This is a genomic window from Mycobacterium aquaticum, assembly GCF_002086485.1.
GTDB lineage: Bacteria > Actinomycetota > Actinomycetes > Mycobacteriales > Mycobacteriaceae > Mycobacterium > Mycobacterium aquaticum.
Genome location: NZ_MVHF01000005.1, coordinates 98,506 through 122,824, shown reverse-complemented (window position 1 = coordinate 122,824; position 24,319 = coordinate 98,506). Strand labels below are relative to the sequence as shown.

Annotated in this window: 26 protein-coding genes and 2 tRNA genes; 11 read left to right on the top strand and 17 right to left on the bottom strand. The window is 67.6% G+C overall.

The annotated features are described in order from the left end of the window. Positions 1-83 precede the first annotated feature (83 nt). Both rpmB and BST13_RS39025 read left to right on the top strand, forming a co-directional pair. Positions 84-278, top strand: coding sequence for a 50S ribosomal protein L28 (gene rpmB, locus BST13_RS07500; protein ID WP_019969600.1), 195 nt, complete (start codon positions 84-86; stop codon positions 276-278). Between the two features lie 193 nt (positions 279-471). Further along, entirely contained in the window at positions 472-795 is a 324-nt protein-coding gene (locus BST13_RS39025) for a hypothetical protein (protein WP_158087120.1), read from the top strand. A gap of 13 nt (positions 796-808) precedes the next feature. Here the strand turns inward: BST13_RS39025 and BST13_RS07490 are convergent, their stop codons facing one another. Continuing rightward, entirely contained in the window at positions 809-1,477 is a 669-nt protein-coding gene (locus BST13_RS07490; RefSeq protein ID WP_083162185.1) for a uracil-DNA glycosylase, read from the bottom strand. A 120-nt stretch (positions 1,478-1,597) separates the two neighbouring features. Beyond that, positions 1,598-2,569, bottom strand: a complete 972-nt coding sequence (locus tag BST13_RS07485) for a thiamine-phosphate kinase (RefSeq protein ID WP_083162183.1) — start codon at positions 2,567-2,569, stop codon at positions 1,598-1,600. A 107-nt stretch (positions 2,570-2,676) separates the two neighbouring features. On the opposite strand from BST13_RS07485, the gene BST13_RS07480 reads away from it, so the two are divergent. Continuing rightward, positions 2,677-2,919: an Lrp/AsnC ligand binding domain-containing protein gene (locus tag BST13_RS07480; RefSeq protein WP_083162182.1), complete on the top strand. Its 243-nt coding sequence runs from the start codon at positions 2,677-2,679 to the stop codon at positions 2,917-2,919. A gap of 10 nt (positions 2,920-2,929) precedes the next feature. Continuing rightward, positions 2,930-3,514: a DUF3515 domain-containing protein gene (locus BST13_RS07475; RefSeq protein WP_083162180.1), complete on the top strand. Its 585-nt coding sequence runs from the start codon at positions 2,930-2,932 to the stop codon at positions 3,512-3,514. 32 nt (positions 3,515-3,546) lie between these two features. Here BST13_RS07475 and BST13_RS07470 read toward each other — a convergent pair whose 3' ends face one another. The 3 genes from BST13_RS07470 to BST13_RS07460 all read right to left on the bottom strand — a co-directional run bounded on the left by BST13_RS07470 (position 3,547) and on the right by BST13_RS07460 (position 6,820). Next, positions 3,547-4,668 (bottom strand): D-alanine--D-alanine ligase family protein, encoded by a 1,122-nt coding sequence (locus tag BST13_RS07470; RefSeq protein ID WP_083162178.1) that lies wholly within the window; start codon positions 4,666-4,668, stop codon positions 3,547-3,549. A gap of 62 nt (positions 4,669-4,730) precedes the next feature. Continuing rightward, a complete protein-coding gene (locus BST13_RS07465) occupies positions 4,731-5,834 on the bottom strand; it encodes a cystathionine gamma-lyase (RefSeq protein ID WP_083162518.1) in 1,104 nt (367 codons plus the stop codon). 5 nt (positions 5,835-5,839) lie between these two features. Beyond that, positions 5,840-6,820, bottom strand: coding sequence for an NAD(P)H-dependent glycerol-3-phosphate dehydrogenase (locus tag BST13_RS07460; protein WP_083162176.1), 981 nt, complete (start codon positions 6,818-6,820; stop codon positions 5,840-5,842). 83 nt (positions 6,821-6,903) lie between these two features. On the opposite strand from BST13_RS07460, the gene cofC reads away from it, so the two are divergent. The 3 genes from cofC to mutT1 are packed head-to-tail and all read left to right on the top strand — an operon-like array spanning position 6,904 to position 10,787. Then, positions 6,904-7,557, top strand: a complete 654-nt coding sequence (cofC, locus tag BST13_RS07455; RefSeq protein WP_083162174.1) for a 2-phospho-L-lactate guanylyltransferase — start codon at positions 6,904-6,906, stop codon at positions 7,555-7,557. A gap of 31 nt (positions 7,558-7,588) precedes the next feature. After that, the gene (locus BST13_RS07450; RefSeq protein ID WP_083162173.1) at positions 7,589-9,799 is read left to right on the top strand and encodes an RNA degradosome polyphosphate kinase; all 2,211 of its coding nucleotides are present in this window, start codon (positions 7,589-7,591) and stop codon (positions 9,797-9,799) included. A 55-nt stretch (positions 9,800-9,854) separates the two neighbouring features. Continuing rightward, positions 9,855-10,787 (top strand): 8-oxo-(d)GTP phosphatase MutT1, encoded by a 933-nt coding sequence (mutT1, locus tag BST13_RS07445; protein WP_083162172.1) that lies wholly within the window; start codon positions 9,855-9,857, stop codon positions 10,785-10,787. 63 nt (positions 10,788-10,850) lie between these two features. Here mutT1 and BST13_RS07440 read toward each other — a convergent pair whose 3' ends face one another. The 3 genes from BST13_RS07440 to leuC form a co-directional block, all read right to left on the bottom strand. Then, positions 10,851-11,468 (bottom strand): HU family DNA-binding protein, encoded by a 618-nt coding sequence (locus BST13_RS07440; RefSeq protein ID WP_083162171.1) that lies wholly within the window; start codon positions 11,466-11,468, stop codon positions 10,851-10,853. A gap of 203 nt (positions 11,469-11,671) precedes the next feature. Continuing rightward, positions 11,672-12,265 carry a 3-isopropylmalate dehydratase small subunit gene (gene leuD / locus BST13_RS07435; RefSeq protein ID WP_083162170.1) on the bottom strand — a complete coding sequence of 198 codons (594 nt, stop codon included), beginning with the start codon at positions 12,263-12,265 and terminating at the stop codon, positions 11,672-11,674. Positions 12,266-12,276: 11 nt separating this feature from the next. Beyond that, positions 12,277-13,719, bottom strand: coding sequence for a 3-isopropylmalate dehydratase large subunit (gene leuC, locus BST13_RS07430; protein WP_095533441.1), 1,443 nt, complete (start codon positions 13,717-13,719; stop codon positions 12,277-12,279). 98 nt (positions 13,720-13,817) lie between these two features. Between leuC and BST13_RS07425 the strand changes: the two genes are divergently transcribed. Beyond that, a complete protein-coding gene (locus BST13_RS07425; protein WP_083162169.1) occupies positions 13,818-14,519 on the top strand; it encodes an IclR family transcriptional regulator in 702 nt (233 codons plus the stop codon). 155 nt (positions 14,520-14,674) lie between these two features. Here BST13_RS07425 and BST13_RS07420 read toward each other — a convergent pair. From BST13_RS07420 to BST13_RS07400, 5 genes are all read right to left on the bottom strand, one after another. Next, positions 14,675-14,747 (bottom strand) — tRNA-Glu (locus tag BST13_RS07420). A gap of 58 nt (positions 14,748-14,805) precedes the next feature. Further along, positions 14,806-14,880, bottom strand: a tRNA-Gln gene (locus BST13_RS07415). 115 nt (positions 14,881-14,995) lie between these two features. Continuing rightward, a complete protein-coding gene (gene gltX, locus BST13_RS07410) occupies positions 14,996-16,447 on the bottom strand; it encodes a glutamate--tRNA ligase (RefSeq protein WP_083162168.1) in 1,452 nt (483 codons plus the stop codon). Positions 16,448-16,484: 37 nt separating this feature from the next. Further along, the gene (locus tag BST13_RS07405; RefSeq protein WP_083162166.1) at positions 16,485-17,261 is read right to left on the bottom strand and encodes a fumarylacetoacetate hydrolase family protein; all 777 of its coding nucleotides are present in this window, start codon (positions 17,259-17,261) and stop codon (positions 16,485-16,487) included. A 37-nt stretch (positions 17,262-17,298) separates the two neighbouring features. Next, the gene (locus tag BST13_RS07400; RefSeq protein WP_083162164.1) at positions 17,299-18,474 is read right to left on the bottom strand and encodes an alpha/beta hydrolase family protein; all 1,176 of its coding nucleotides are present in this window, start codon (positions 18,472-18,474) and stop codon (positions 17,299-17,301) included. A 140-nt stretch (positions 18,475-18,614) separates the two neighbouring features. Here BST13_RS07400 and BST13_RS07395 point away from each other — a divergent pair, with 140 nt between their 5' ends. After that, complete coding sequence (locus tag BST13_RS07395) at positions 18,615-19,778, top strand: MFS transporter (protein ID WP_425436994.1); 1,164 nt, start codon at positions 18,615-18,617, stop codon at positions 19,776-19,778. A 13-nt stretch (positions 19,779-19,791) separates the two neighbouring features. On the opposite strand, the gene BST13_RS07390 is transcribed toward BST13_RS07395, so the two are convergent. Next, positions 19,792-20,547 carry a lytic transglycosylase domain-containing protein gene (locus BST13_RS07390; protein WP_083162160.1) on the bottom strand — a complete coding sequence of 252 codons (756 nt, stop codon included), beginning with the start codon at positions 20,545-20,547 and terminating at the stop codon, positions 19,792-19,794. Positions 20,548-20,550: 3 nt separating this feature from the next. Continuing rightward, positions 20,551-21,549: a VWA domain-containing protein gene (locus BST13_RS07385; protein WP_083162158.1), complete on the bottom strand. Its 999-nt coding sequence runs from the start codon at positions 21,547-21,549 to the stop codon at positions 20,551-20,553. A gap of 117 nt (positions 21,550-21,666) precedes the next feature. Between BST13_RS07385 and BST13_RS07380 the strand changes: the two genes are divergently transcribed. Both BST13_RS07380 and BST13_RS07375 read left to right on the top strand, forming a co-directional pair. After that, positions 21,667-22,626 (top strand): VWA domain-containing protein, encoded by a 960-nt coding sequence (locus BST13_RS07380; RefSeq protein ID WP_083162156.1) that lies wholly within the window; start codon positions 21,667-21,669, stop codon positions 22,624-22,626. 116 nt (positions 22,627-22,742) lie between these two features. Then, positions 22,743-22,937, top strand: a complete 195-nt coding sequence (locus BST13_RS07375; protein ID WP_083162154.1) for a hypothetical protein — start codon at positions 22,743-22,745, stop codon at positions 22,935-22,937. A 25-nt stretch (positions 22,938-22,962) separates the two neighbouring features. Here BST13_RS07375 and BST13_RS07370 read toward each other — a convergent pair whose 3' ends face one another. Together BST13_RS07370 and BST13_RS07365 are read right to left on the bottom strand one after the other, a co-directional pair. Beyond that, entirely contained in the window at positions 22,963-23,523 is a 561-nt protein-coding gene (locus BST13_RS07370) for a hemerythrin domain-containing protein (RefSeq protein WP_083162152.1), read from the bottom strand. Positions 23,524-23,648: 125 nt separating this feature from the next. Continuing rightward, the gene (locus BST13_RS07365; RefSeq protein ID WP_083162150.1) at positions 23,649-24,215 is read right to left on the bottom strand and encodes a hypothetical protein; all 567 of its coding nucleotides are present in this window, start codon (positions 24,213-24,215) and stop codon (positions 23,649-23,651) included. Positions 24,216-24,319: the final 104 nt, after the last annotated feature.

The following is a 24,319-nucleotide window of genomic DNA, read 5'->3' as shown; positions in this document are numbered from 1 at the left end:
TGGTCAGGTTGTCGGGTCGAGCCGCGCAGTTTTGCGGCGACCAAACCCAGACCCCCAAGAACTGATTTCAAGGAGTTGTTGATATGGCTGCCGTGTGCGATATCTGCGGGAAGGCGCCGGGCTTCGGCAAGTCGGTGTCGCATTCGCATCGGCGGACCAACCGACGCTGGGACCCGAACATTCAGTCGGTCCGTGCCGTGGCACGCCCGGGCGGTAACAAGCAGCGCGTGAACGCCTGCACCTCCTGCATCAAGGCCGGCAAGGTCTCGCGCGGCTGAGCGCTCGCGCGAAGGCGAAACCAGCACGGCTGAGCGCCTACGCGAAGACGACGACCAAAATCGCTGACCGCTCGCGCGAAAGCGCGGGCGGTCGCGCGTTCGGTCGTCGTTTAACCGTCGGGGCGGCAGGGTACCTCCTGCCATCATGAGCCCTCTTCGCTTCTCCGGTCGGTTCCTGTACGGATGCGCCTGCATGCTAGCCGCCGCTTTGGCGCTGTCGGCGTGCGGGAGCAACAAGTCCGGCGATCAGCCGACCACAGAAACCACGACGTCGACGACCTCAAGCACCACGTCGAGCCCTGCCGTCGCGCCGCCCGAGCAGACCACGGTCTCGCTCGCGCCGACGGCACCCCCGGAGGAGACCACCACGGGTGGTGGCAACGGAACTGTCATGATCCCGTCACCTCCGGCCATCCCAGCTCCGCCGGCGATCCCGTCGCCACCTGCCATCCCGGCACCTCCGGCGATCCCGGCACCTCCGGCGATCCCGTCGCCACCCGGCGTGCCGATGCCGTGAGCGGCGGCACCCGTCAGGGCAGATGCCAGTCGATGGGTTCGGCACCCTTCTGCCGCAGCAGTTCGTTGGCTCGGCTGAAGGGCCTCGACCCGAAGAATCCTCGCGATGCCGACAACGGTGACGGGTGCGCGGACTCGATGATCGCGCAATCGCCCTCGGCCAGCATCGGTTTCAGGGTCGACGCATCACGTCCCCACAGCACCGCCACCATCGGCTGATCCCGCGCCACCAAAGCCCGGATGGCGCATTCGGTGACCGCTTCCCAACCCTTGCCGCGGTGCGACGCCGGAGTGCCCGGCCGCACGGTCAGTACGCGGTTGAGCAGCAGCACACCACGCTCGGCCCACGGGGTCAGGTCGCCGGTACTGGGCTGCGGAAAGCCGAGATCCTCGGTGTACTCAGTGAATATGTTGGTCAGGCTGCGCGGCAACGGCCGCACGTCGGGAGCGACCGAGAAGCTCAGACCCACCGCGTGTCCTGGCGTCGGGTAGGGATCCTGCCCGACGATCAGCACCCGCACCTGGTCGAACGGAAAGCTGAAGGCGCGCAAGACATTCTGTCCGGCAGGCAGATACCTTCTGCCCGCGCTGAGTTCTTCGCGCAGGAACTCCCCCATCTGCGCCACCTGCGGACCGACGGGCTCCAGCGCCCGCGCCCACCCGTCCTCGACGAGTTCACTCATAGGTCGCGCAGTTCTCGAATTGCTCCTCGCGTCCGCCACCTTGGAATTGCTCCTCGCGTCCGCCACCGTCGAATCGCCCCTCGCACCCGCAGTCACGACAAACCAACTTAGCGTCAGCCGTCAATCAAACGACTGCCATCCCGCGTTTCCCGCCCACGCGTCGCCGTCGAGCAGCACCGCCGCCGGACCGTCGAGCACCCGCCCGATCACGCGCCAGCCGTCCGGCGGGGAGCCGCGGAAGGTGGCAGCCAGGGCGTGGTCCTCGCCGCCGCCGAGCACCCACTCCAATGGATCGTCGCCGGTCGCCTCGGCAGCACCCGCGACCGCGGCCCGGTCGGTGTCGAGCGCCGCGGCAGACAGGTCGATGACGACCCCGGACGCGGTGGCGATATGGCCCAGATCGGCGAGCAAACCGTCGGACACATCGGTCATCGCGGTGGCGCCCGCACGCGCTGCGACCGCCCCCTGACCGTACGGCGGCTCCGGCACCAGATGCCTACGACGCAACTCGGGATAATCGCTGATTCCGTTGTGCCACAGTGCATATCCCGCCGCCGATCGCCCCAGCTCACCGATCACGGCAACGGTGTCACCGGGCCGGGCGGTGCTGCGCAGCACCGGAGGCCTGCCGTCGAGATCGCCCAGGACCGTAACCGATATGACCCACTGCGGGGCCCGCACCAGATCACCGCCGACGATGCCTGCCCCCAGCCGGCGCGCCTCGTCCCACAGCCCGTCGGCGAGTTCGACCGCTGCGGCACTTGGGGTGTCGGCGGGTGCGCCGAACGCGACCACGAACGCCGTGGCCCGCCCGCCCATGGCCTCGATGTCGGCGGCGTTCTGCGCGATGGCCTTGCGACCGATGTCGTGCGGGGTCGACCAGTCCAGCCGGAAGTGCCGGTCCTGCACCAACATGTCGACCGATATGGCGGTGCGACCGTCACCGGCGAGCACCAGCGCGGCGTCGTCGCCCGGCCCGAGCACCACTGACTCGGGCTGTACCCGTCCTGCCACCAGGCGATCGATGACTGCGAACTCACCGACGCCGGCCAGAGTGTCCGGGTCGTGCCCGCCCGATTTTGCGCCGGCCATAGCCCCCTCCTACCGGTCGCGGCCGTGCTCTGAACACCGGGCGGACCTGCGGTAGTTTGTTTGTCTGCGGCGAGTGAGTCTATGCAGCGACACGGAGGAGAGAGCAGGTGGTGGAGGCTTACATGCTGATCCAGACCGAGGTGGGCCGCGCCGAGGTCGTCGCCAAGGCACTGGCGGTCCTGCCCGGTGTGCTGTCGGCGGAGTATGTCACCGGCCCCTACGACGTGGTCTTGCGCGTCGGCGCCGACACGCTGGCGGTCCTGCAGTCCGACGTGGTCCCGAGTGTGCAGCAGGTCACCGGGATCACCCGGACGCTCACCTGCCCGATCGCCAACGGAGCTCAGCCATAGAGTTGGCGGCGTGACCGACCCGCACACCTCCGACGGCCCACCCCGCGCGCTGCTCATAGCGGCGGTTGTGGTGGCGGTGTCGGTGTTGATCACCGTGCTGGGCATCGCGGCGGCGCGCCAGCAGTCCCCGGACCACCCGCCGGTGGCCATCTCCTCGGTTCCGGCCCCGCAGGCGCAAAGCCCTGAATGCAGCGCCCTGCTCAACGGCCTGCCTGAGCAGCTGGGCGATTTCCTGCGCGCGCCCACGGTCGAGCCCACCCCGCCGGGGACCGCGGCGTGGCAGGGCGAATCCGGTACCGAACCGGTCATCCTGCGCTGCGGCCTGGAACGCCCCGCCGATTTCGTCGTGGGCACGCCCCTGCAGCTGGTCGACGATGTGCAGTGGTTTCGGGTGGCCGACGAGGGAGCGGCGCCGGGCGCAGCGCCCGCCGGCACGCCCGACCAGGCGCGGAGCACCTGGTACGCCGTCGACCGGCCCGTCTACGTCGCGCTGACGCTGCCAGCAGGGTCCGGGCCAACACCCATTCAGCTGATCTCGGCGCAGATCACCCGCACCATGTCTGCCCGCCCGCTGGATCCGGCTCCGGCGCGCTGAGAACTGAATGTGCTCCTCGCGTGCGCTGAACGTCAGCGCAGGCCAGTGCCGCGGGCGAGCGCCGTATCGACCATTGCCGCGAGCAGGGTCGGATAGTCGACGCCGCTGGCCGCCCACATGCGCGGGAACATCGAGATGGTGGTGAACCCGGGCATGGTGTTGATCTCGTTGATCACCGGACCGTCGTCGGTGAGGAAGAAGTCGACACGGGCCAGACCTTGGCCGTCGAGCGCGGTGAATGCACGCACCGCGAGGCTACGGATCTCCTCGGCGGTGTCGTCGTCGATCTTGGCGGGTACGTCCAGCTCGGCGGCATCGACCAGATATTTGGTGGCGAAGTCGTAGAAGCCGTCCTCGCGACCCCGCACGCCGGCCACCCGGATCTCTCCCACGGTGCTGGCTTCGACTGAGCCGTCGGGGAATTCGAGCACGCCGCATTCCAGCTCGCGGCCGGGGATCGCGGCTTCGACGATGACCTTCGGGTCATGGCGGCGGGCCAGCTCGATGGCGGCGGGCAGTTCGTCCCACGCCGTCACACGGCTCACCCCGATCGACGATCCGCCGCGGGAGGGCTTGACGAACACCGGCAGCCCCAGCCGCTCGCGCTCCTCGAGATCGAGGGTGGCGTCCTTGGGCCGCAGCACGACGTGGTCGCCGATGGGCAGGCCCTCGGCCGCCAGCAGCTTCTTGGTGAATTCCTTGTCCATACCGGCGGCACTGGAGAACACCCCGGAGCCGACATACGGCACGCCGGCCAGCTCGAGAAGGCCCTGGATGGTGCCGTCCTCGCCGTAGGGCCCGTGCAGCACGGGGAACACGACGTCGACGGACGCCAGGACCTGTCCGGGCCCGGAACCCAGCGACAGCAGCTGGCCGCTGTGCCGGGGGTCGGCCGGCAGCGCCAGCGCGGTGCCGGACGTGTCGGTGACGCCGGGCAGCTGACCGTCGGTGATCGCCAGGGTCTCCGGCCTGCCGTCGGTGAGCATCCAGGAGCCCTCGGGCGTGATTCCGACGGCGACCACCTCGAACCGCTCCGGGTCGAGGTTGCGCAGGATACTGCCCGCCGAGACGCAGGAAATCGCATGTTCGGAGCTGCGTCCGCCGTACACGACGGCGACGCGGATCCGGGATCCGGGCTGATTGCGGACAGTCACAACCTAGAGAGGCTACCGCCCTGGGCAGACCTCAAACCTCAGCGCGTCCTGACCTGCGGTTTCTACCGCAGGGCCTGACTGACGTCGGCGATCAGGTCGTCGGTGTCCTCGATGCCTGCCGATATCCGGGCGAACCCGGCCGGCACCGGATCTCCCCAGCGGGCACGCCGGTCCACCGAGGTGTGGATCCCGCCGAAACTGGTCGAGGCGATCAGCAGTGCGCTGCGCTCGACCAGCGCATGCACCGCCGCGGCGTCGGCCAGTTCGATCGACACCAGGCCCCCGAAGCGCTGCATCTGCGCGGCAGCCAGATCGTGCGAGGGGTCGTCGGGCAGCCCCGGGTAGCGCACCGATCGCACGCTCGGGTGGTTGCGCAGCATCACCGCGAGCGCTTGCGCGTTCTGGCACTGCCGCTCGAAGCGCAGCCCGGCGCTGCCCAGGCTGCGCAGCACCAGCCAGGCCTCGAACGCTCCCAGGATCGGCCCGGCCAGTAGCCGGTCGCGTTCCACCGCGGCCATCAGCTCGGGCTGGCTGCCCGCGACGTACCCGGCGATGAGATCGCTGTGGCCGGACAGTGATTTGGTGGCGCTGGCGACGACCAGGTCCGCGCCCAGCGACAACGGTTGCTGGCCCAGCGGGGTCGCGGTGGTGTTGTCGACGACGAGCGTGGCGCCGCGGCCCCGGCAGGTCAGCGCCAGCCGGTGCAGATCGACGACGTCCAGCGCGGGATTGGCCGGTGTCTCGGCCAGCACCACATCCGCCTTCGCGGCGGCTTGGCAGATCTCGCCCGCATCGGCTTCGATGACGGTAACTCCTTGCGGGGCAAGATATTCCGATGCGTACCGGCGAACCTGGTAGTAGCCGTCAGCGGGCACGACGAGCGTCGAACCCGGCTTGGCCAGGACCCGAAGCACCGAAGTGATGGCCGCCATACCGGACCCGAAAGTCAGCGCCGCGGACGCTCCTTCCAGTTCGGCCAGCGCCGTTTCCAGTTGCCGCCAGGACGGATTGGAACTGCGCCCATAGCTGTCCAACGGCTCGGTCTCGTCGGGCGACAGGTGGTAGGTCGACGCCGGAACGGGCATCGGCGCCACCGGTACGCCCGGGATCGATTCGGACCCAACGGCTTTGACGCTGCGGGTGGAATCGCCGTAGGTGCCTTCGATCATCTCTACTCCGGTTTGGTGCTGCGTCCCAGGAGGTGTGCAACGGCCTCGTGTACCGACAAGCCCTTGTGACAGACCCGGTGGACGGCTTCGGTCAGCGGCATCTCGACGTCGTAGCTGGACGCCAGGGCCAACACCGATTCACACGACGACACCCCTTCGGCGACGTGTCCGCCCGCCGCGAGCAGTGCCGACTCCATGGTGCCCCCCTTGCCCAGCCGCTCGCCGAACGTGCGGTTGCGCGAGCGCGGTGAGGTGCAGGTTGCGACGAGATCGCCGACTCCCGCCAATCCTGACAACGTTGCGGGCTTGGCGCCCAGCGCGATGCCCAGGCGCATGATCTCGGCCAGCCCGCGGGTGATGATCGCGGCGATCGTGTTCTCCCCCAGGCCGACACCGACTGCCATCCCGCAGGCCAGCGCGATGACGTTCTTGCAGGCCCCGCCAATCTCGGCGCCGACGACGTCGGAGTTGGTGTATGGCCTGAAGTACCCGGTGGCCATCGCCCGCTGCAAGGCGACTGCGCGCCCCGAGTCGCTGCAGGCGATCACCGTCGCGGCCGGCTGCATGGCGGCGATCTCGCTGGCCAGGTTCGGCCCGGTGACGACGCCGATCCGGGACGGATCGGCGCCGGTGACCTGGACGATGACCTGACTCATCCGCATCAGCGAATCCAGTTCGATGCCCTTGGCCAGGCTCACGAGCGTGACGTCGTCACCGATCAGGTGCTTCCAGCCCTCGAGGTTGGCCCGCAGCTGCTGCGCAGGCACCGCCAGGAACACTGTGCAGGCGCCTGCCAGCGCCTCCGCCGGATCGCTGGTGGCCCGTATCGCCTGCGGCAGGACGACGTCGCCGAGGTACTCCCCGTTGCGATGCTGGGTGTTGATCTCTTCGGCGACTTCCGGACGTCGTGTCCACATTGTCACCGGGTTACCCGCGTCCGCCAGTACCTTCGCAATCGCCGTGCCCCACCCGCCGGCGCCCATTACCGCAGCCTCCACCACGGCATCACCCTAGCCGCTGCGCGCGGGTACGCGGCGGCAGCGGCCCGGCTGGCAGGATGGCTGGCATGAGCGGTACCCACTCCGCCGGCACCACGCCGGACGCCGAGGTCGCGCTGGTGATCGCTGTCAAGCGGCTGACGGCGGCCAAGACCCGTCTGGCTCCGATCTTTTCCGCGTCCACCCGGGAAGCGGTGGTGCTGGCCATGCTCGTCGACACCATCACCGCGGCGTCGGCGGTCGCCGCTGTCACCGTCGTCACACCCGACGAGGACGCCGCAGACGCCGCGCTGCAACTGGGCGCGCGGGTGATCTCCGACCCGACGCCCGCCGGGCACCACAACCCGCTGAACAACGCGATCACCGCAGCAGAGCGTGAACTCCGCGGGACCTCACCGAATATCGTTGTGCTGCAAGGCGATCTACCCGCATTGCAACCGCAGGAACTGGCCGGCGCGCTCGCCGTGGCGCAGGCGCACCCACGCAGCTTCGTCGGCGATCGGCACGGCACGGGAACCTCCGCGCTGTTCGCCTTCGGGGTGCCCCTGCGACCGGAGTTCGGCGCCGATTCCGCTGCGCGCCACCGGCACTCCGGCGCCATCGAACTCACCGGCGCCTGGCCGGGGCTGCGGTGCGACATAGACACACCTGACGATCTGTCTGCAGCGCGGCGGCTGGGGGTGGGACCGGCCACGGCGAAAACCCTCGCGCGACATCACTAGCGCGGGTAGCCGGACGGCTGGCCGATAGGGAATGATCGGACAGGTGAGCGAAGCCACCGAAGCCGAGCCGACCGTACGGGCCGACGACACCGATCGCGGCGACACCTCGAACGGGTCGGAACCGTCAGCCGGTGCCGACTCGACACCCGAGGCGCCCCCGGCGGCCACCTCCCCCGCCGTCGACAACGCGCTGCCCGAGGACCGTTATCTCAACCGCGAGCTGAGCTGGCTGGACTTCAACGCCCGCGTGCTCGCGCTGGCGGCCGACCAATCGCTGCCCCTGCTGGAACGTTTGAAGTTCCTCGCCATCTTCGCGTCGAACCTCGATGAGTTCTACATGGTCCGGGTCGCCGGTCTGAAACGCCGTGACGAGATGGGATTGTCGGTGCGGTCGGCCGACGGGTTGTCCCCGCGCGAGCAGCTGCGCCGGATCAACGAGCGCACCCAGCAGATCGCCAGCAGGCACGCCGCGGTCTTCCTCAACTCGGTTCGCCCGCAGCTCGCCGAAGAAGGCGTCGTCATCGTCACGTGGGCCGAACTCACCGCGGCCGAACGCGACAAGCTCTCCACCTACTTCCACGAGCAGGTGTTCCCGGTCCTGACGCCGCTCGCGGTGGATCCCGCGCACCCCTTCCCGTTCGTCAGCGGGCTGAGCCTCAACCTGGCGATCACCGTCCGCCATCCCGACGACGGCGGTCAGCACTTCGCCCGAATCAAGGTGCCCGACAACGTCGACCGCTTCGTGCAACTGCCCCCGCCTGCCGACGCGCCGCAGGTGGTGCGGTTCCTGCCGATGGAGGCGCTCATCGCCGCATTCCTCCCGGTGTTGTTCCCGGGCCTGGAAGTCGTGGAGCACCATGCCTTCCGGATCACCCGCAACGCGGACTTCGAGGTCGAAGAAGACCGCGACGAGGATCTGCTGCAGGCGCTGGAACGCGAATTGGCCCGCCGTCGCTTCGGCAAGCCGGTCCGTCTCGAGGTTGCCGACGACATGACAGACAACATGCTGGAGCTGTTGTTGCGTGAGCTCGACGTCGATCCGGGCGACGTGATCCAGGTGCCGGGACTGCTCGACATGTCGACCATGTGGCAGATCTACGGTGTCGACCGTCCCGATCTCAAGGACCCGCCGTTCGTGCCTGCGACGCCACCGGCTTTCGGCGAGCGAGAGACGCCCAAGAGTATCTTCTCGACGCTGCGCGACGGCGATGTCCTGGTCCACCATCCGTACGACTCGTTCTCAACGACCGTGCAGCGCTTCATCGAACAGGCCGCCGCCGATCCGAATGTGCTGGCCATCAAGCAGACGCTGTACCGCACGTCGGGCGACTCGCCGATCGTCAACGCACTCATCGACGCGGCCGAGGCGGGCAAACAGGTCGTCGCGCTGGTGGAGATCAAGGCCCGGTTCGACGAGCAGGCCAACATCAAGTGGGCGCGCGCACTGGAACAGGCGGGCGTGCATGTGGTCTACGGCCTCATCGGACTCAAGACGCACTGCAAGACCTGCCTGGTGGTGCGCCGGGAAGGCTCGACCATTCGCCGCTACTGCCATATCGGCACCGGCAACTACAACCCCAAAACCGCTCGCCTGTATGAGGATGTGGGCCTGTTGACGGCCGACCCCGACATCGGCGCCGACCTGACGGATCTGTTCAACTCGCTGACCGGCTACTCCCGCAAGGATTCGTACCGCAACCTGTTGGTGGCTCCGCGCGGCGTGCGCAAGGGCATCATCGAGCGGATCGACCGCGAGATCGCGGCTCACCTGGACGGTGCGCCTTCCGGAATTCGCATGAAGGCCAATGCATTGGTCGACGAGCAGGTGATCGACGCGTTGTACCGCGCATCGCAGGCCGGCGTCCCCGTCGAGATCGTGGTGCGCGGCATCTGCGCGCTACGGCCAGACGGCGCCGGTTATTCGGAGAACATCACGGTGCGGTCGATCCTCGGCCGCTTCCTGGAACACTCGCGGATTATTCACTTCCGCGCCATCGACGAGTTCTGGATCGGCAGCGCCGACATGATGCATCGTAATCTCGACCGGCGTGTCGAGGTGATGGCTCAGGTGAAGGACCCGCGGCTCACCGCGCAACTGAACGACGTATTCGAATCAGCCATGGACCCCGCCACCCGGTGCTGGCAACTGCAGCACGACGGCCATTGGACGGCGCTGCCGCAGGAAGGCCAGACGGTTCGCGACCACCAGGTGTCGCTGATGGAACGTCACCGGCAGCGCTGATCGGGTCGGAGCACGGGCCAGCAGCGGCGCCGGAGAATGACCTGCAGGAGTTGAGGTGTCGAACAACAACACGACCACCGGTAAGAAGGTCGTGCCCGCCGCCGGTGCGGTGCTCTGGCGCCGCAACGGCAATGTGACCAACGACAGCGCCGCTGTAGAGGTCGCTCTGATCCACCGGCCACGCTACGACGATTGGTCGCTGCCCAAGGGCAAAGTCGACCCCGGCGAAACCGAACCGGTGACCGCGGTGCGCGAGATCTACGAGGAGACGGGCCACGCCGCGCTGCTCGGCCGCAGGCTCGGTTCGGTCTCATACCCGATCCCGCCGGGCACCAAACGGGTCTGGTATTGGGCGGCCGAGGCGACCGGCGGAGACTTCGCCCCCAACGCCGAAGTGGACAAGCTGATCTGGCTGCCCGTCGAGGCGGCGATGGATCAGCTGCGGTACCCGTACGATCGAAAAGTGTTGCGGCGCTTCGTCAAATACCCGCCTGACACCAAGACCGTGTTGATCGTGCGGCACGCCACGGCGGGCAGCCGGTCGCGCTACAAGGGCGACGACCGGGCGCGTCCGTTGGACAAACACGGCCGGGCCCAGGCCGAGTCGTTGGTAGGCCAGCTGCTGTCATTCGGCGCCAGCACGCTCTACGCCGCCGACCGGGTGCGGTGCCATCAGACCATCGAGCCGCTCGCTCAGGAACTCGCGGTGGACATTCACAACGAGCCCGCGCTGACCGAAGAGGCATACGCGAGTGACCACAAGGCGACCCGCAGCCGGGTCGTCGAGATCGCCACGCGCGCCGGCACCCCGGTGATCTGCACGCAGGGCAAGGTGATTCCCGATCTCATCGCCTGGTGGTGCGAACGCGACAAGGTCCGCCCGGAGACGACCGGCAACCGCAAGGGCAGCACCTGGGTGATGTCGCTCGTCGACGGGCGACTGGTGGCCGCCGATCACCTCGGCAGTCCCCTGCCCACGAAGAAGTAACAGCCCGCACAGAAAGGCACGCCGTGAGCGCGGTAGCGGCTCACGGCGTGCCTGTCAGGGAATCTACTTGCGGCCCTTCCGAGCCGGAGCCTTGGTCGCGGCCTTCTTGGCCGGAGCCTTGGCGGCGGCCTTCTTGGCCGGAGCCTTGGCGGCGGCCTTCTTGGCCGGAGCCTTGGTCGCGGCCTTCTTGGCCGGAGCCTTGGTCGCGGCCTTCTTGGCCGGAGCCTTGGTCGCGGCCTTCTTGGCGGGGGCCTTCTTCGCCGGAGCCTTGGTGGCAGCGGCCTTGGCCGGGGCCTTCTTGGCGACGGCTGCCCGCTTGGCCGGGGCCTTCTTGGCTGCGGTGCGCTTGGCCGGGCCTGCGGTCACGCCACGCTTGACCGCGGGGCCGTCCGCCGGGAGACGCTGTGCGCCAGAGACAACCGCCTTGAACTGCGCGCCGGGACGGAATGCCGGCACCGAGGTGGGCTTGACCTTCACGGTCTCACCCGTGCGCGGGTTGCGCGCCACACGGGCTGCGCGGCGGCGCTGCTCGAAAACGCCGAAGCCGGTGATCGTGACGCTCTCGCCCTTGTGCACCGCGCGCACGATGGTGTCGACAACGTTCTCCACCGCGGCGGTAGCCTGCCGACGATCGGTGCCCAGTTTGGTTGTGAGTACGTCGATGAGCTCCGCTTTGTTCATCCAAAACCTCCGAAACCAGTGGTCCACTTTGAACCGACTAGTGGACACGGTAAACCCTGTGACCACTGATTTCCAAGAGCCACGCGCAATTTCGGGGGTAGCTAGCGAACATTCCGGCAATCCGCTTGCCCCCCTTGGACTCCTGCCGGGAGGGTGCAGAACCGGTTTGGTGGGCGGCGAATTCGGGTCGCCGAGGCCCGTGATCAGCCCTGCAGGGTGCGCGGCTTCCAGGCCGGTCTGCCCTGCTCATAGGCCTCGATCTCGGGGAGTTTCCGCAGCGTAAGGCCTATATCGTCGAGTCCTTCGAGCAGCCGCCAGGCGGTGTAATCGTCAATCCTGAACGGCACCACGACCGTTCCCGCGGTGATATTTCGATCTTGAAGATTCACAGTGATTTCCAAGCCCGGGTGCTGCTCGATGAGCTTCCAGAGCAGCTCGACGTCATCCTGAGAAACTTCCGCCGCCAATAGCCCGGCTTTGCCCGCATTGCCCCGGAAAATGTCCGCGAAGCGGGATGAGATAACCACCCGGAAGCCGTAGTCCATCAGCGCCCAGACGGCGTGCTCGCGCGACGATCCGGTGCCGAAATCGGGCCCGGCCACCAATACCGAGCCTTTGTCGAATGGCGCGAGATTCAAAATGAATGACGGATCGGAACGCCAGGCGGCGAACAACCCGTCCTCGAAACCCGTTCGGGTTACCCGCTTCAGGTAGACGGCCGGAATGATCTGATCGGTGTCGACATTGGACCGCCGCAGCGGAACGCCGATGCCGGTGTGGGTCTGAAAGGCTTCCATCGTGTACTCCTCTAGCGGGTGGTGGCGGCGGGCAGGTCGGCGGGAGATGCCAGCGTGCCGCGGACGGCAGTGGCGGCGGCGACGGCCGGCGACACCAGATGGGTCCGACCGCCCTTGCCTTGGCGGCCCTCGAAATTCCGGTTGGACGTCGAGGCGCAGCGCTGCCCCGGCGAGAGCTGATCGGGGTTCATGCCCAGGCACATCGAGCAGCCGGCCTGGCGCCACTCGGCTCCGGCGGCGATGAATACCTGGTCCAGTCCTTCGGATTCGGCCTGGGCGCGGACCCGCATCGAGCCGGGCACCACGAGCATCCGGACGCCTTCGGCGACCTTGCGGTCCCGCAGGACGTCGGCCACCACCCGCAGGTCCTCGATGCGGCCGTTGGTGCACGAGCCGACGAACACGGTGTCCACGGCGATGTCCCGCATCGCCGTACCGGGGCGAAGATCCATATAGGCCAAAGCCTTTTCCGCGGCCTGACGCTCGCCGTCGTCGCCGATCAGCTCCGGATCCGGCACCGACGCCGACAGCGGCACACCCTGGCCGGGGTTGGTACCCCAGGTCACGAACGGGCTCAACGTCGCGGCGTCCAGGTAGATCTCGGTGTCGAATTCGGCACCCTCGTCGGTACGCAGTTGACTCCACGCGGCCACCGCGGCGTCCCAGTCCGCACCCTGCGGGGCGTGCGGGCGTCCCTTGAGGAACTCGAACGTCGTCTCGTCGGGAGCGACCATACCGGCCCGCGCGCCCGCCTCGATGCTCATGTTGCAGATCGTCATCCGGCCTTCCATCGACAGGGATTCGATGGCGCTGCCCCGGTATTCGATGACGTGACCCTGACCACCGCCGGTGCCGATCTTGGCGATCACCGCCAAAATGATGTCCTTGGCGCTCACGCCGGGCGGCAGCACGCCGTCCACGTTGACCGCCATGGTCTTGAACGGCTTGAGCGGCAAGGTCTGCGTCGCCAGCACGTGTTCCACCTCAGAGGTGCCGATCCCCATCGCGATCGCACCGAACGCGCCGTGGGTGGAGGTGTGGCTGTCGCCGCACACCACCGTCATCCCCGGCTGGGTGAGGCCCAACTGGGGCCCGATGATGTGCACGATGCCCTGCTCGGCATCGCCCATCGGGTGCAGCCGGATGCCGAATTCCTCACAGTTGCGCCGCAATGTCTCGACCTGGGTGCGCGAGACCGGATCAGCGATCGGCTTGTCGATGTCGATGGTCGGGACGTTGTGGTCCTCGGTGGCGATGGTCAAGTCGGGCCGACGGACCGGCCGGCCGGCCATCCGGAGACCGTCGAAAGCCTGCGGACTGGTGACCTCGTGCACGAGGTGCAGGTCGATGTAGATCAGGTCGGGCTCCCCCTCCTGGGAGGCCACAACATGGTCGGCCCACACCTTTTCGGCCATGGTGCGCGGCTGTGCAGACGTCGGTGTCGATTGGTCCATCGCTACTACTCGATTCGATTCGGGGCACTGCTGGGCTGCAGTCAACGGGCTGGGAGCTACAGTCGCCATCTCAGTATTCGAGACGTTAGTATCTCTCTGTGAGAAATGATAGCGGCATCGGCGTGCTCGACAAAGCGGTGGGTGTGCTGCATACGGTGGCCGAGTCCCCGTGCGGGCTGGCCGAACTGTGCGAGCGGACCGGGCTCCCCCGCGCGACCGCGCATCGACTGGCGGCCGGGCTGGAGACCCATCGGATGCTGGCGCGCGACGGCGACGGTCGCTGGCGCCTGGGTCCCGCCCTGACCGAATTGGCCTCCCACGTCAACGATCCGCTCCTGGCGGCCGGTGCGGCCGTACTACCCCGGCTCCGCGAAATCACCGGCGAGAGCGTCCAGCTGTACCGCAGAGAGGGCCTGTCGCGGGTGTGTGTGGTGGCTTTGGAGCCGCCTTCGGGTCTGCGCGACACCGTGCCGGTCGGCACGCAGCTTCCGATGACGGCCGGATCGGGTGCCAAGGTCTTGCTGGCGTACGCCGACGCCGCAACGCAACAGGCGGTGCTGCCGACGGCCAAATTCACCGACCGCACACTGGCCGAGGTTCGCAAGCGCGGATGGGCGCAGAGCGCGGCCGAACGGGAGGCGGGCGTGGCGAGTGTGTCGGCACCGGTCCGCGATGGGCGGGGCAACGTGATCGCGGCGGTTTCGGTGTCGGGACCGATCGACCGGATGGGCCGTCGCCCCGGAGCCCGCTGGGCGGCCGATCTTCTCGCCGCCGCAGACGCCTTGACCCGGCGGCTGTGAGACACCTCTCATCGCGCGGAGCCGGTGTGTCGAGCCGGCGGCCCGGTGGCGGATTCGCACGAGAGTGACGTTCGCCACTACGCCGCCTGGCGGGCTCTGTTGTCCGCGCAAGCAAAAGGCGCCCGGTCCGTGTGGACCGGGCGCCTTTGCTTCTGTACCCCCGATGGGATTCGAACCCACGCTACCGCCGTGAGAGGGCGGCGTCCTAGGCCGCTAGACGACGGGGGCTAGAACTTCCGGATGGTCAGCATAGCTCAGGTGATCACGCTGACCTAATCGCTCCGGATGGCTGGGGTACCAGGACTCGAACCTAGAATGGCTGAACCAGAATCAGCTGTGTTGCCAATTACACCATACCCCATTGGCTGCCCATCACCGCAGGTCACGGGCATTTGGCCTAGATCACTCGGCGGGGATGTCCCCCGCTTGTGCTTTCCGGGCCGACGAGCAGACTACCAAAGATTTCGACCCACTTTTCACACCCCTTCCCGAGCAGCATGTAGACGCGCCAAACTGCGGTCCCGCCCGAGCAGTTCCATCGACTCGAACAGCGGCGGGCTGACCGACGCACCGGTGACGGCCACGCGGATCGGGCCGAAGGCCTTCCGCGGTTTGAGCTCGAGACCGTCGATCAGCGCACTCTTGAGCGCCGCCTCGATCGATGCCGTCGTCCACTCTCCGGCCGCCTCAAGGGCACCCAGCGCGGCATCGAGCACGGGCGCGGCCTCGGGCTTGAGCTCCTTGGCCGCGGACTTCTCGTCGAGCTCGTAGTCGGCGTCGTTGAAGAACTTCAGCAGCCCCCACGCGTCCCCGAGCACGACGATGCGGGTTTGGATCAACGCGGCCGCTTCGGCGAACGACGCGTCGTCCAGGCCCGTGTCGTGGCCGTGGGTCACGAAGTACTCACGCAGTCGCGCAGTGAACTCCTCAGGGGCCAACAACCGGATGTGTTCGGCGTTGATGGCATCGGCCTTCTTCTGGTCGAATCGGGCCGGGTTGGAGTTGACGTTGGCGACATCGAACGCGGCCACCATCTCCTCGAGGCTGAACACGTCGTGGTCGTCGGCGATGCCCCAACCCAGCAGGGCCAGGTAGTTCAGCAGCCCCTCGGGAATGAACCCGCGGTCGCGGTGCAGGAACAGGTTGGACTGCGGGTCCCGCTTGGACAGCTTCTTGTTGCCCTCCCCGAGCACGCTTGGCAGGTGCGCGAATTCGGGAACCCGCTCGGCGACGCCGATGCGCATCAGCGCGCGGTAGAGCGCGATCTGACGCGGGGTCGAGGGCATGATGTCCTCGCCGCGCAGCACGTGCGTGATCTTCATCAGCGCGTCGTCGACGGGATTGACCAACGTGTACAACGGATCCCCGTTGGCGCGCGTGATGGCGAAGTCCGGAACCGAACCGGCCGGGAACGTCGTCGGGCCGCGCACCAGATCGTTCCACGACAGGTCCTCGTCGGGCATCCGCAACCGCAACACCGGTTTGCGGCCCTCGGCGGCGAAGGCCGCGCGCTGCTCATCGGTGAGGTCACGGTCGTAGTTGTCGTAGCCCAGCTTGGGGTTTCGGCCCGCGGCGATGTGCCGGGCTTCGACCTCCTCGGGCGTCGAATACGCCTCGTACACCTCGCCGGCCGCCAACAGTCGCGCGATCACGTCGAGGTAGATCTCGCGGCGCTGCGACTGCCGGTAGGGCTCGTGCGGACCGCCTACCTCGGGCCCCTCGTCCCAGTCCAGCCCGAGCCATCGCAACGCATCGAGGATCGCGTCGTAGCTTTCCTGGCTGTCCCGTGCGGCGTCGGTGTCCTCGATGCGGAACACGAACGTGCCGCCGGTGTGTCGCGCGTACGCCCAGTTGAACAACGCGGTACGGACCAGCCCCACGTGCGGGGTACCGGTGGGTGACGGACAGAACCGAACCCTGACGGTCATTATTTCGCTCCTCGCGTCCGCGGCATCTGCTCTACCGCTACTTCTTCTTGCGCACAACAGGATTGGTGAGGGTGCCGATGCCCTCGACGGTGATGCTGACGGTGTCGCCGTCCTCGATGGGGCCGACGCCCTCGGGGGTTCCGGTGAGGATCAGATCGCCCGGCAACAGGGTCATGACCGCCGAGGCCCACTCGACGATGGCGCCGATGTCGTGGATCATCAGCGATGTGCGGCTGCGCTGCCGGACCGCTCCGTTCACCTCGGTCCGTATCTCAAGATCCGTTGGGTCGATCGAGGTGTCGATCCACGGACCCACCGGGCAGAACGTGTCGTGGCCCTTGGCGCGCATCCACTGTCCGTCCTTCTGCTGCTGATCGCGCGCCGACACGTCGTTGGCGATCGTGTACCCCAGGATGTTCTCGGCAGCCCGCGCGGCGGGGACGTCCTTGCACGGCCGTCCGATGACAACGGCGAGTTCACCCTCGTGATGGACGGGGAAAGCGTCGGCAGGCAGTTGGATCGGCACCCCTGGCCCGATGATCGCGGTGTTGGGCTTGAGGAAGATCACCGGATCCTCGGGCGCCACCCCGCCCATCTCCTCGGCGTGCGCCGCGTAGTTCTTGCCCATGCAGATCACCTTGCTGGCGAGGATGGGCGCCAGCAGCCGGACGTCGGCCAGCGGCCAGGTACGTCCGGTGAAATTGGGCGTACCGAACGGATGCTCGGCGATCTCTTTGCAGACGGCGTCTGCGTCGTCGCCCTCGATACTCACGAAGGCGACCCCGGCGGGACTGGCGATTCGACCTAGACGCATGCGGCCAGCGTAGTGACGGGCCGCAGGCCGATTGCCGTCAGCTCCCGTCGAACAACGACCGCAGGAATCCGGTGGAATCGCGCATGGACGCCAACACGGTGCCCGAGTGATCCTCGTCGGGATAGATCTTGAGGGTGACGTCCTGCCCGTTGGCGACCAGCTGATCGTTGAAGTCGATCGAGAGTTTCGGTGGCACATCGCGGTCCAGCAGCCCGACCCCGAGGAAGATCGGCCGGTCGTAGCCGCTGGTCGGCGTTCCCATGTAGGCGTCGAGCGCGTCGTCGATCCCGGGCAGGCTCGCCAGTGGGGCACGGAAGAATCCCGTCGGCGTCATCCCTGCCAGCGCCCGGTCCAGGTCGCTCTTGCAGAGCGTCTCGGACTTGGCCACCGCGTCCGATCCGGCCGGGGTCAGCACACTGTTGATGTCGAGGTCCGGTCGCGCGTCGCGCACCCCGGCGAGGATGTAGGCGGTGTAGCTGTTGGCCGCGGGCCCAAGATTCGGCGGCAAGGCCATGTCGGGGCCGGCCTGCTCGACGATCTTCTGAACATTGGCCGGCGTCCCGGTCGCCACCACACCGCGGTAGTCCAGCCCGCTGCCTCGGCTGAATTCGGTGGCCCACCGGGCGCTGTCGACAGCCGCCGCGCCACCCTGAGATTGGCCGATGATCGCCCACTTGGGCGACAGCGGTAGATCCATGTGGTGCATGGCGATCACCGAGTCGACGACACTGTGCGCGGTGGCCACGCTGTTGAGGTAGCTCATCAGGCCCGGGGTGCCCAGCCCCGCGTAGTCCGAGCCCACCACGGCGTACCCCTCGTCGAGCCAATGGGTCAGGTACTCGTCGTCGCGCTGGCTGCGTGGGTGCGCCGAAGGCGTGCAGTCGTCACCGAGCCCGACGGTGCCGTGCGCCCAGGCGACCGTCGGCCAGCCTCCCGGCGGCGCCTCGCCGTGCGGCACGAACACCGCCGCGGTGCTGACCGCCGGTGAATCATGCTGATCCACAGTCGAATACAGGATGCGATAGGCACGCGCGGCGCCGGACACCGACAAGGCCGGGTCGAGCGGCACCGTCGCGATGAGGGTTCCCGGCGCCGGGATCGGACCCGCATGGTGACGGGCGTCCAGTCCCGACCAGTTCGGCGCTTCCGCCGCCGTCGCCACCGCAGCCGTTCCGGACAACAGCGCACAGCTCACGGCTACCACGCCTGCCATCAACCGTAGTTTCACCGTGCCAGGCTATGGCTTTCGCACACCACGTCCATATATTGGGATATCAGTTCGATATTTTGAGACAGTGGTGCGACCATGGCCAGGTGGCACGCACAACGCTGGGAACCGTGCGCCGCTGGTCCATGTTGGTGATCGCCCTGTCTTCGACGACGTGCGCCAACGTGTTCATCAACGGTGCCGCATTCCTCATACCCACCCTGCACACCGAACGACACCTCGACCTGGCCCAGGCCGGCCTGCTGTCCGCCATGCCCAGTTTCGGCATGGTGACCACGCTCATCGCGTGGGGCTATGTGGTGGACCGCGCCGGCGAGCGGCTGGTTCTGGCCCTCGGCTCGGCCTTGACCGCGGCGGCCGCATTCGGCGCCGCCGCGGCGGATTCGCTTGTGGCCACGGGGGTTCTGTTGTTTCTCGGCGGCATGGCCGCCGCCAGCAGCAATTCGGCCAGCGGCCGATTGGTGGTCGGATGGTTCCCACCAGAACAGCGTGGCCTGGTCATGGGCATCCGACAGACCGCGACGCCGTTGGGAGTCGGCTTGGGCGCGTTGGTGATTCCGCGGCTGGCCCAGGCGTACGGTGTTGCGCCGGCCCTGCTGTTCCCCGCGATCGTCTGCGCGGTGGCCGCCGTCGTCAGCGCGGTCGGCGTCATCGACCCGCCGCGGCCGCCGCGGGCCGAAGCCCCGGCCGAGCATCTGGCCAACCCGTACCGGGGCTCGGCGCTGCTGTGGCGCATCCATGCCACGTCGGTGCTGCTGGTGATACCGCAGGCGCTGCTGTGGACATTCGCGTTGACCTGGTTGATCGCCGACCGCGGATGGTCGGCCGCCTCGGCAGGCGCCATCGTCACCGTGGCGCAGCTGCTGGGTGCCGGCGGCCGCATCGCCGCGGGTCGCTGGTCGGACGTCGTCGGCGAAAGGCTGCGTCCCATCCGCACAATCGCGATGGCGGCGTCGGTCACCATGGCCCTGCTGGCGCTGACCGACTGGCTGGGTTCACCGATCAGCGTCGCCCTGATGGTGATCGCCTCGGTGATCACGGTGTCCGACAACGGATTGGCCTTCACCGGTATCGCCGAGATCGCCGGGCCGTTCTGGAGCGGGCGCGCGCTGGGGGCCCAGAACACCAGTCAACTCCTGGCTTCCGGGCTCACCTCACCGATCTTCGGCGGGGTGATCGGACTGGCCGGCTACCCGGCGGCATTCGCGGTGTGCGCGGTACTACCCGCGCTGGCCGTGCCGCTGGTTCCGGTGCGGGCCGAACCACTGCGCGAAACCGCTTCGGACTGACCGGAATCGGGGCTCAGAGCGCGTGCCCGGCCGCGTAGGCCGTGGCCCAGTCCCTCACCGTACGCAGATACAACCCCGAATTGTTGTACGCCAGTAGCGCGTCCATCCACCCGATCGGATTGGACAGATCGTGTCCGCGGTAGCACAGGTAGCCCGCGGCGGCCAGGGCGGCGTCGTCGATGTTGTCGACGTTGACCACGCCGTCGTTGTGGGCGTCGACGCCGTAGAGCCGCCAGGTCTCCGGGATGAACTGCATCGGCCCCATGGCCTGGGCATAGTCGGGTGTGGCTGCGCCGGAGTCGACGATGCGCAGATTGCCGTTGGTGCCATCGAGTTTCACGCCACGGATCGGCGGCACGACGTCGCCGTTCGGCCCGATGCGGGCGCCCCGGTAGGTGCCGTTACGGCTTTCGACGGTGCCGATCCCGGCCAACGTGGTCCAGCCGATGTGACATCCCGGGTTGACGATCTCGGCCACCTTGGCCGCATACGCATACGCCTCCAACGCGGCCAGGGGTAGCTCCAGCGCCGCAGCGCGCGATGCCGCCCACGCCGCGAGTTGGTCGGCGGGCCGGCCCCTGGCCGATATGTCGATGTCGGGCACGGGATCACCGGGCGGCGGCGGGATCCCCTCGGGAATCGGTGATCCGAAATGGCCGGTGCAGCTCGAAGCCATCACGATCGCCGTGGCGGCGACGACCGCCACCGGCTGTAGCCAGCGCCTGCGTGGGGTGTCCCGTGCGCGAGGATTCCGACGCCTCGACACCATGGCCTACAACGGTAGTCGGCGATTGACGAGGATGCCCGCGGCGACCGCCGCCGTCAGCGCCAGCAGCGCCAATGCGATCCAGCTGGCGCTGGCATCCCCGCGCACAGTCTGATAACCGACCTGCTGCTCCAATGCCGAGTAGACAGAATCGAGCTCGTCGAGACTGCTTGCCTGATACGCCTGGCCGCCGGAAATATCGGCGATCTGACGCAGGCTGTTGTCGTCGGTGGGGACCGGAATCTGCTGGCCGTCCAGATCAACGCTGCCGTAGGGAGTGCCGAACGAAATCGTGGATATCGGCACATTTTGGGCTTTCGCGGCGCGCGCCGCCGTGAAAGCGCCCCTCGGCTCATCCGGATCGGACGGCACCGTCTCCTTGCCGTCGGACTCCAGCACGATCCGCGCCGGTGGTGGACCGTCGCCGCCGCCCATGACCGCCCCCGCCGTCGCGATGGCCTGCAGCGCGGTGAAGATGCCTTCCCCCGTCGCGGTGCGCGGCTCGGGCTGCAGCGTGCCGATCGCGCGCTTGACCGCATCGTGGTCGGCAGTCGGGGCCACCAGCATGACCGCGCTGGACGAGAACTTGACCAGGCCGAGATTGATGCCCGGCGTCAGCTGGTCGGCGAAGTGCGTCGCCGCCGTGCGGGCCGCCTCGATCCGGCTCGGTGCCACATCGGTGGCCGCCATCGATTCCGAGACGTCGATCACCAGCATCACCACGGCCCGATTGCGCGGGACCCGGACGTCGTCGGTGGGTCCGGCCATGGCGGTGGTCATCAAGGCGAGCGCTGCGACAAGCAGCGCGGCGGGCACGTGCCGCCACCGGCTCGACTTCTGCTCGGGAGCCACCTGATCCAGGACGGCCATGTTCGCGAAGCGCAACACACGCTTGCGCCGGGCCCGCTGTATCCACAGGTAGGCGGCGACCAGGACCAGGACAGCCATCAGGCCCAGGAAATACCACGGGTGGGCGAACCCGGAAAGACTCAGCTCGTTCAGCATGAGGATTCCGACCTTCCGATGCCGCCACCACGATCAAACATTTGCTTGAGTATATAACTGAGGTAAGAGTGCAACCCGTGACGCGACGAAGGTTTACCGCGCAGACTGGATGGTGATATGACGAGTTTTGCCGTACCGGGCGCACTGGCACTGCTGGTGGTGCCGGTCGCGCTGCTGGTGCTCTACGTCGTCGTCCAGGCCGCCAGGAAACGCCGCTTCCACAGCTTCACCGGCTCCACCGCGCCACGTCGGTGGACCCGGCACGTGCCGGTGGCCCTCGCCCTGTCCGCGACGGTGCTGCTGATCGTCGCACTGGCGGGCCCGACCCGCGACATCCACGTCGCACGCAATCGCGCGGTGATCATGCTGGTGATCGACGAGTCCCGCTCGATGGGGGCGACCGACGTGGCGCCCACGCGGCTGGCCGCCGCTCAGACCGCCGCCAAGCAATTCGCCGATCAGCTCACCCCCGGCGTCAATCTGGGTCTGGTGGCGTTCGCCGGTAACGCCGCGCTGCTGGTGTCGCCGACCCCCGACCACAAGGCCACCGTGGCGGCGCTCGACCATCTGAGCCTCGACGATTCCACGGCCACCGGTGAGGCGATATTCACCGCACTGCAATCGATCTCGTCGGTGGCCGCGGTGCTCAGCTCCGACAACACCGACGCCCCGCCCGCCCGGATCGTTCTGGAATCCGATGGCGCCGCGAACAAGCCGGCCAACCAGGACAACCCGCGCGGTGCCTACACCGCTGCGCGCGCCGCGAAAGACCAAGGGGTGCCGGTGTCCACGATCGCCTTCGGCACCAAAGACGGTGTGGTGGAACTGAAGGACGAACACATCCCGGTGCCTGTCGACGACAACATGCTCAAGCGCATCGCCAACCTCTCAGGTGGGCAGTCCTACAACGCCACCACCGTCGACGAGTTGAGCCACAACTACCAGGCCATCCAGCAGCAGATCGGCTATCAGACCATCAACGGTCCCGACCGGGGATGGTGGCTGCGCACCGGCGCCCTTGCCGCATTCCTCGCCGCGGTGTCCGCTCTGCTGATCAACCGCCGGCTGCCGGTATAGCCAGCGCTTCTCCCGATTTCGTCCCCTGCGCGTGCGGAATTGAGTAGTCGGCTACTCATGCCATTCACGGCCGAACACGCGAAGGTGATCTGGACACGCAATCAAGGGAGATCGCCATGCCACACAACGGTGTCGAAGGTGCCGCCGATCGGGCCAGAGACCGAGAACGCGCCCGCGGTCACTTGCGACTCGTTGCCGGCGCCGACGCGTCACCGGAGGGTGCTCCACCGCGGGGACGCGATGACGGCGATGTCCGGCCGCCCAACGACGATGATGCCTCCACTGCCGGCTTCACCCTCCTGACCTGGTAGCGACACCGAGCCCGGAAAACCGCTCTCAGGTCTTGCGGTGGGTCAGCGCATCGCGCAAGCGATCGATCAATCCCTCGCCGGGCGCGAGAATCTTGTTGAGCGGTGCGCGGTTTGGTGCCGAGGGATGCGGCCGAGTCGGCGCCAACCGCCTGCTGTGCTCGAACTTCTCGCCGAGATGCCGCAGGTCTGCCTCACTGCATGCGTCGCGCACTGCGGGCAACACCTCTCGTTCTTCCTCCTCGAAGTGGCGGCGAACGTCGGCGATCAGCTTGGTGATCAACTCGCCGAACTGCGCGTCGTCCATGTGGGACGCTTCGAGCCTCTTCATCACCCACTCGGCGTCGGTGTGCTCCTTGAGCTTCCGGTTGGCGACGTCATCGCCCGTGGGGAGCACCCGGCGAGCGATGGGATAGAGGTACTCCTCCTCCCCCACCGAATGCCGCACGAGTTCGGCGATGACGTGCTCGACGAGCTCACGCCGTTTCGACGGGGTGGCGCTGCTCTCGATTTCCTTGAAGACCTCGTCGACCTCACGGTGGTCGGTGATGATCATGTCGACGAGATCATGCGTGTCTGACGTCGTCATATCGACTCCTCAGCCAGGGCCGCCCGGACTACAGGCAACTCTGAGGCTAAGCCTGCCGCCTGCCAGATTCAATTAGCCCGGCTAGCGGTGAAATGCTGTGGGCTCGGCTGATTTTGGCCGATCTGTCACGTCGACGACCGGCGCGGCAGAATGAGCAATGCCGCAGCCAAGAAACACACCGCGCCGATGAACGTGCCCAGGTTGGCCACCCTCTCGTCGACGGTCACGCCGGTCTTGCGCACGAAGGCCGCCAGCGCCGACACCCCGAACGCCACACAGCCCATCATGTTGATCCAGGCCGCCCGCCAGTCGATCGAATCCGGTGCCCACAGGCCGACCGCCAGCACCGCCAACGCGCCACTGATCAGGAACGCCAGCGAGCCCGTGGCGTCGGGGGCCCACACGTAGCGGCGCTCGGCGAGCACGGCATGGGCCCACACGGCGGCACCCGTGCTCACGTTGAACAGGATGGTCCCGGCGAACTGGATGGCCGCCGACCACCATTGGACGCCACGCGGGGCGAGGGCGTACTGCATCCAGCCCGCGGCGGTGAAAAACCATGAGCCGACGAAACACAGCACATTGGTCGCCCCGGCCCCGGCCAGCAAGGGAAAGCCGGGCACGGTGGCGAGGGCGAAAAACGACGATCCGATCGCGAACAACCAGCATTGCCGCTGCAGTGTCGCGAACATCGCGGATTACGCTGAGCAGTCGACGAGCACGGCATTGACTCTGCATCTACGGCGCGAAAGCCCGAGAGAGGAACGCCGAGAATGCAGAGTCAACACGGGACCGT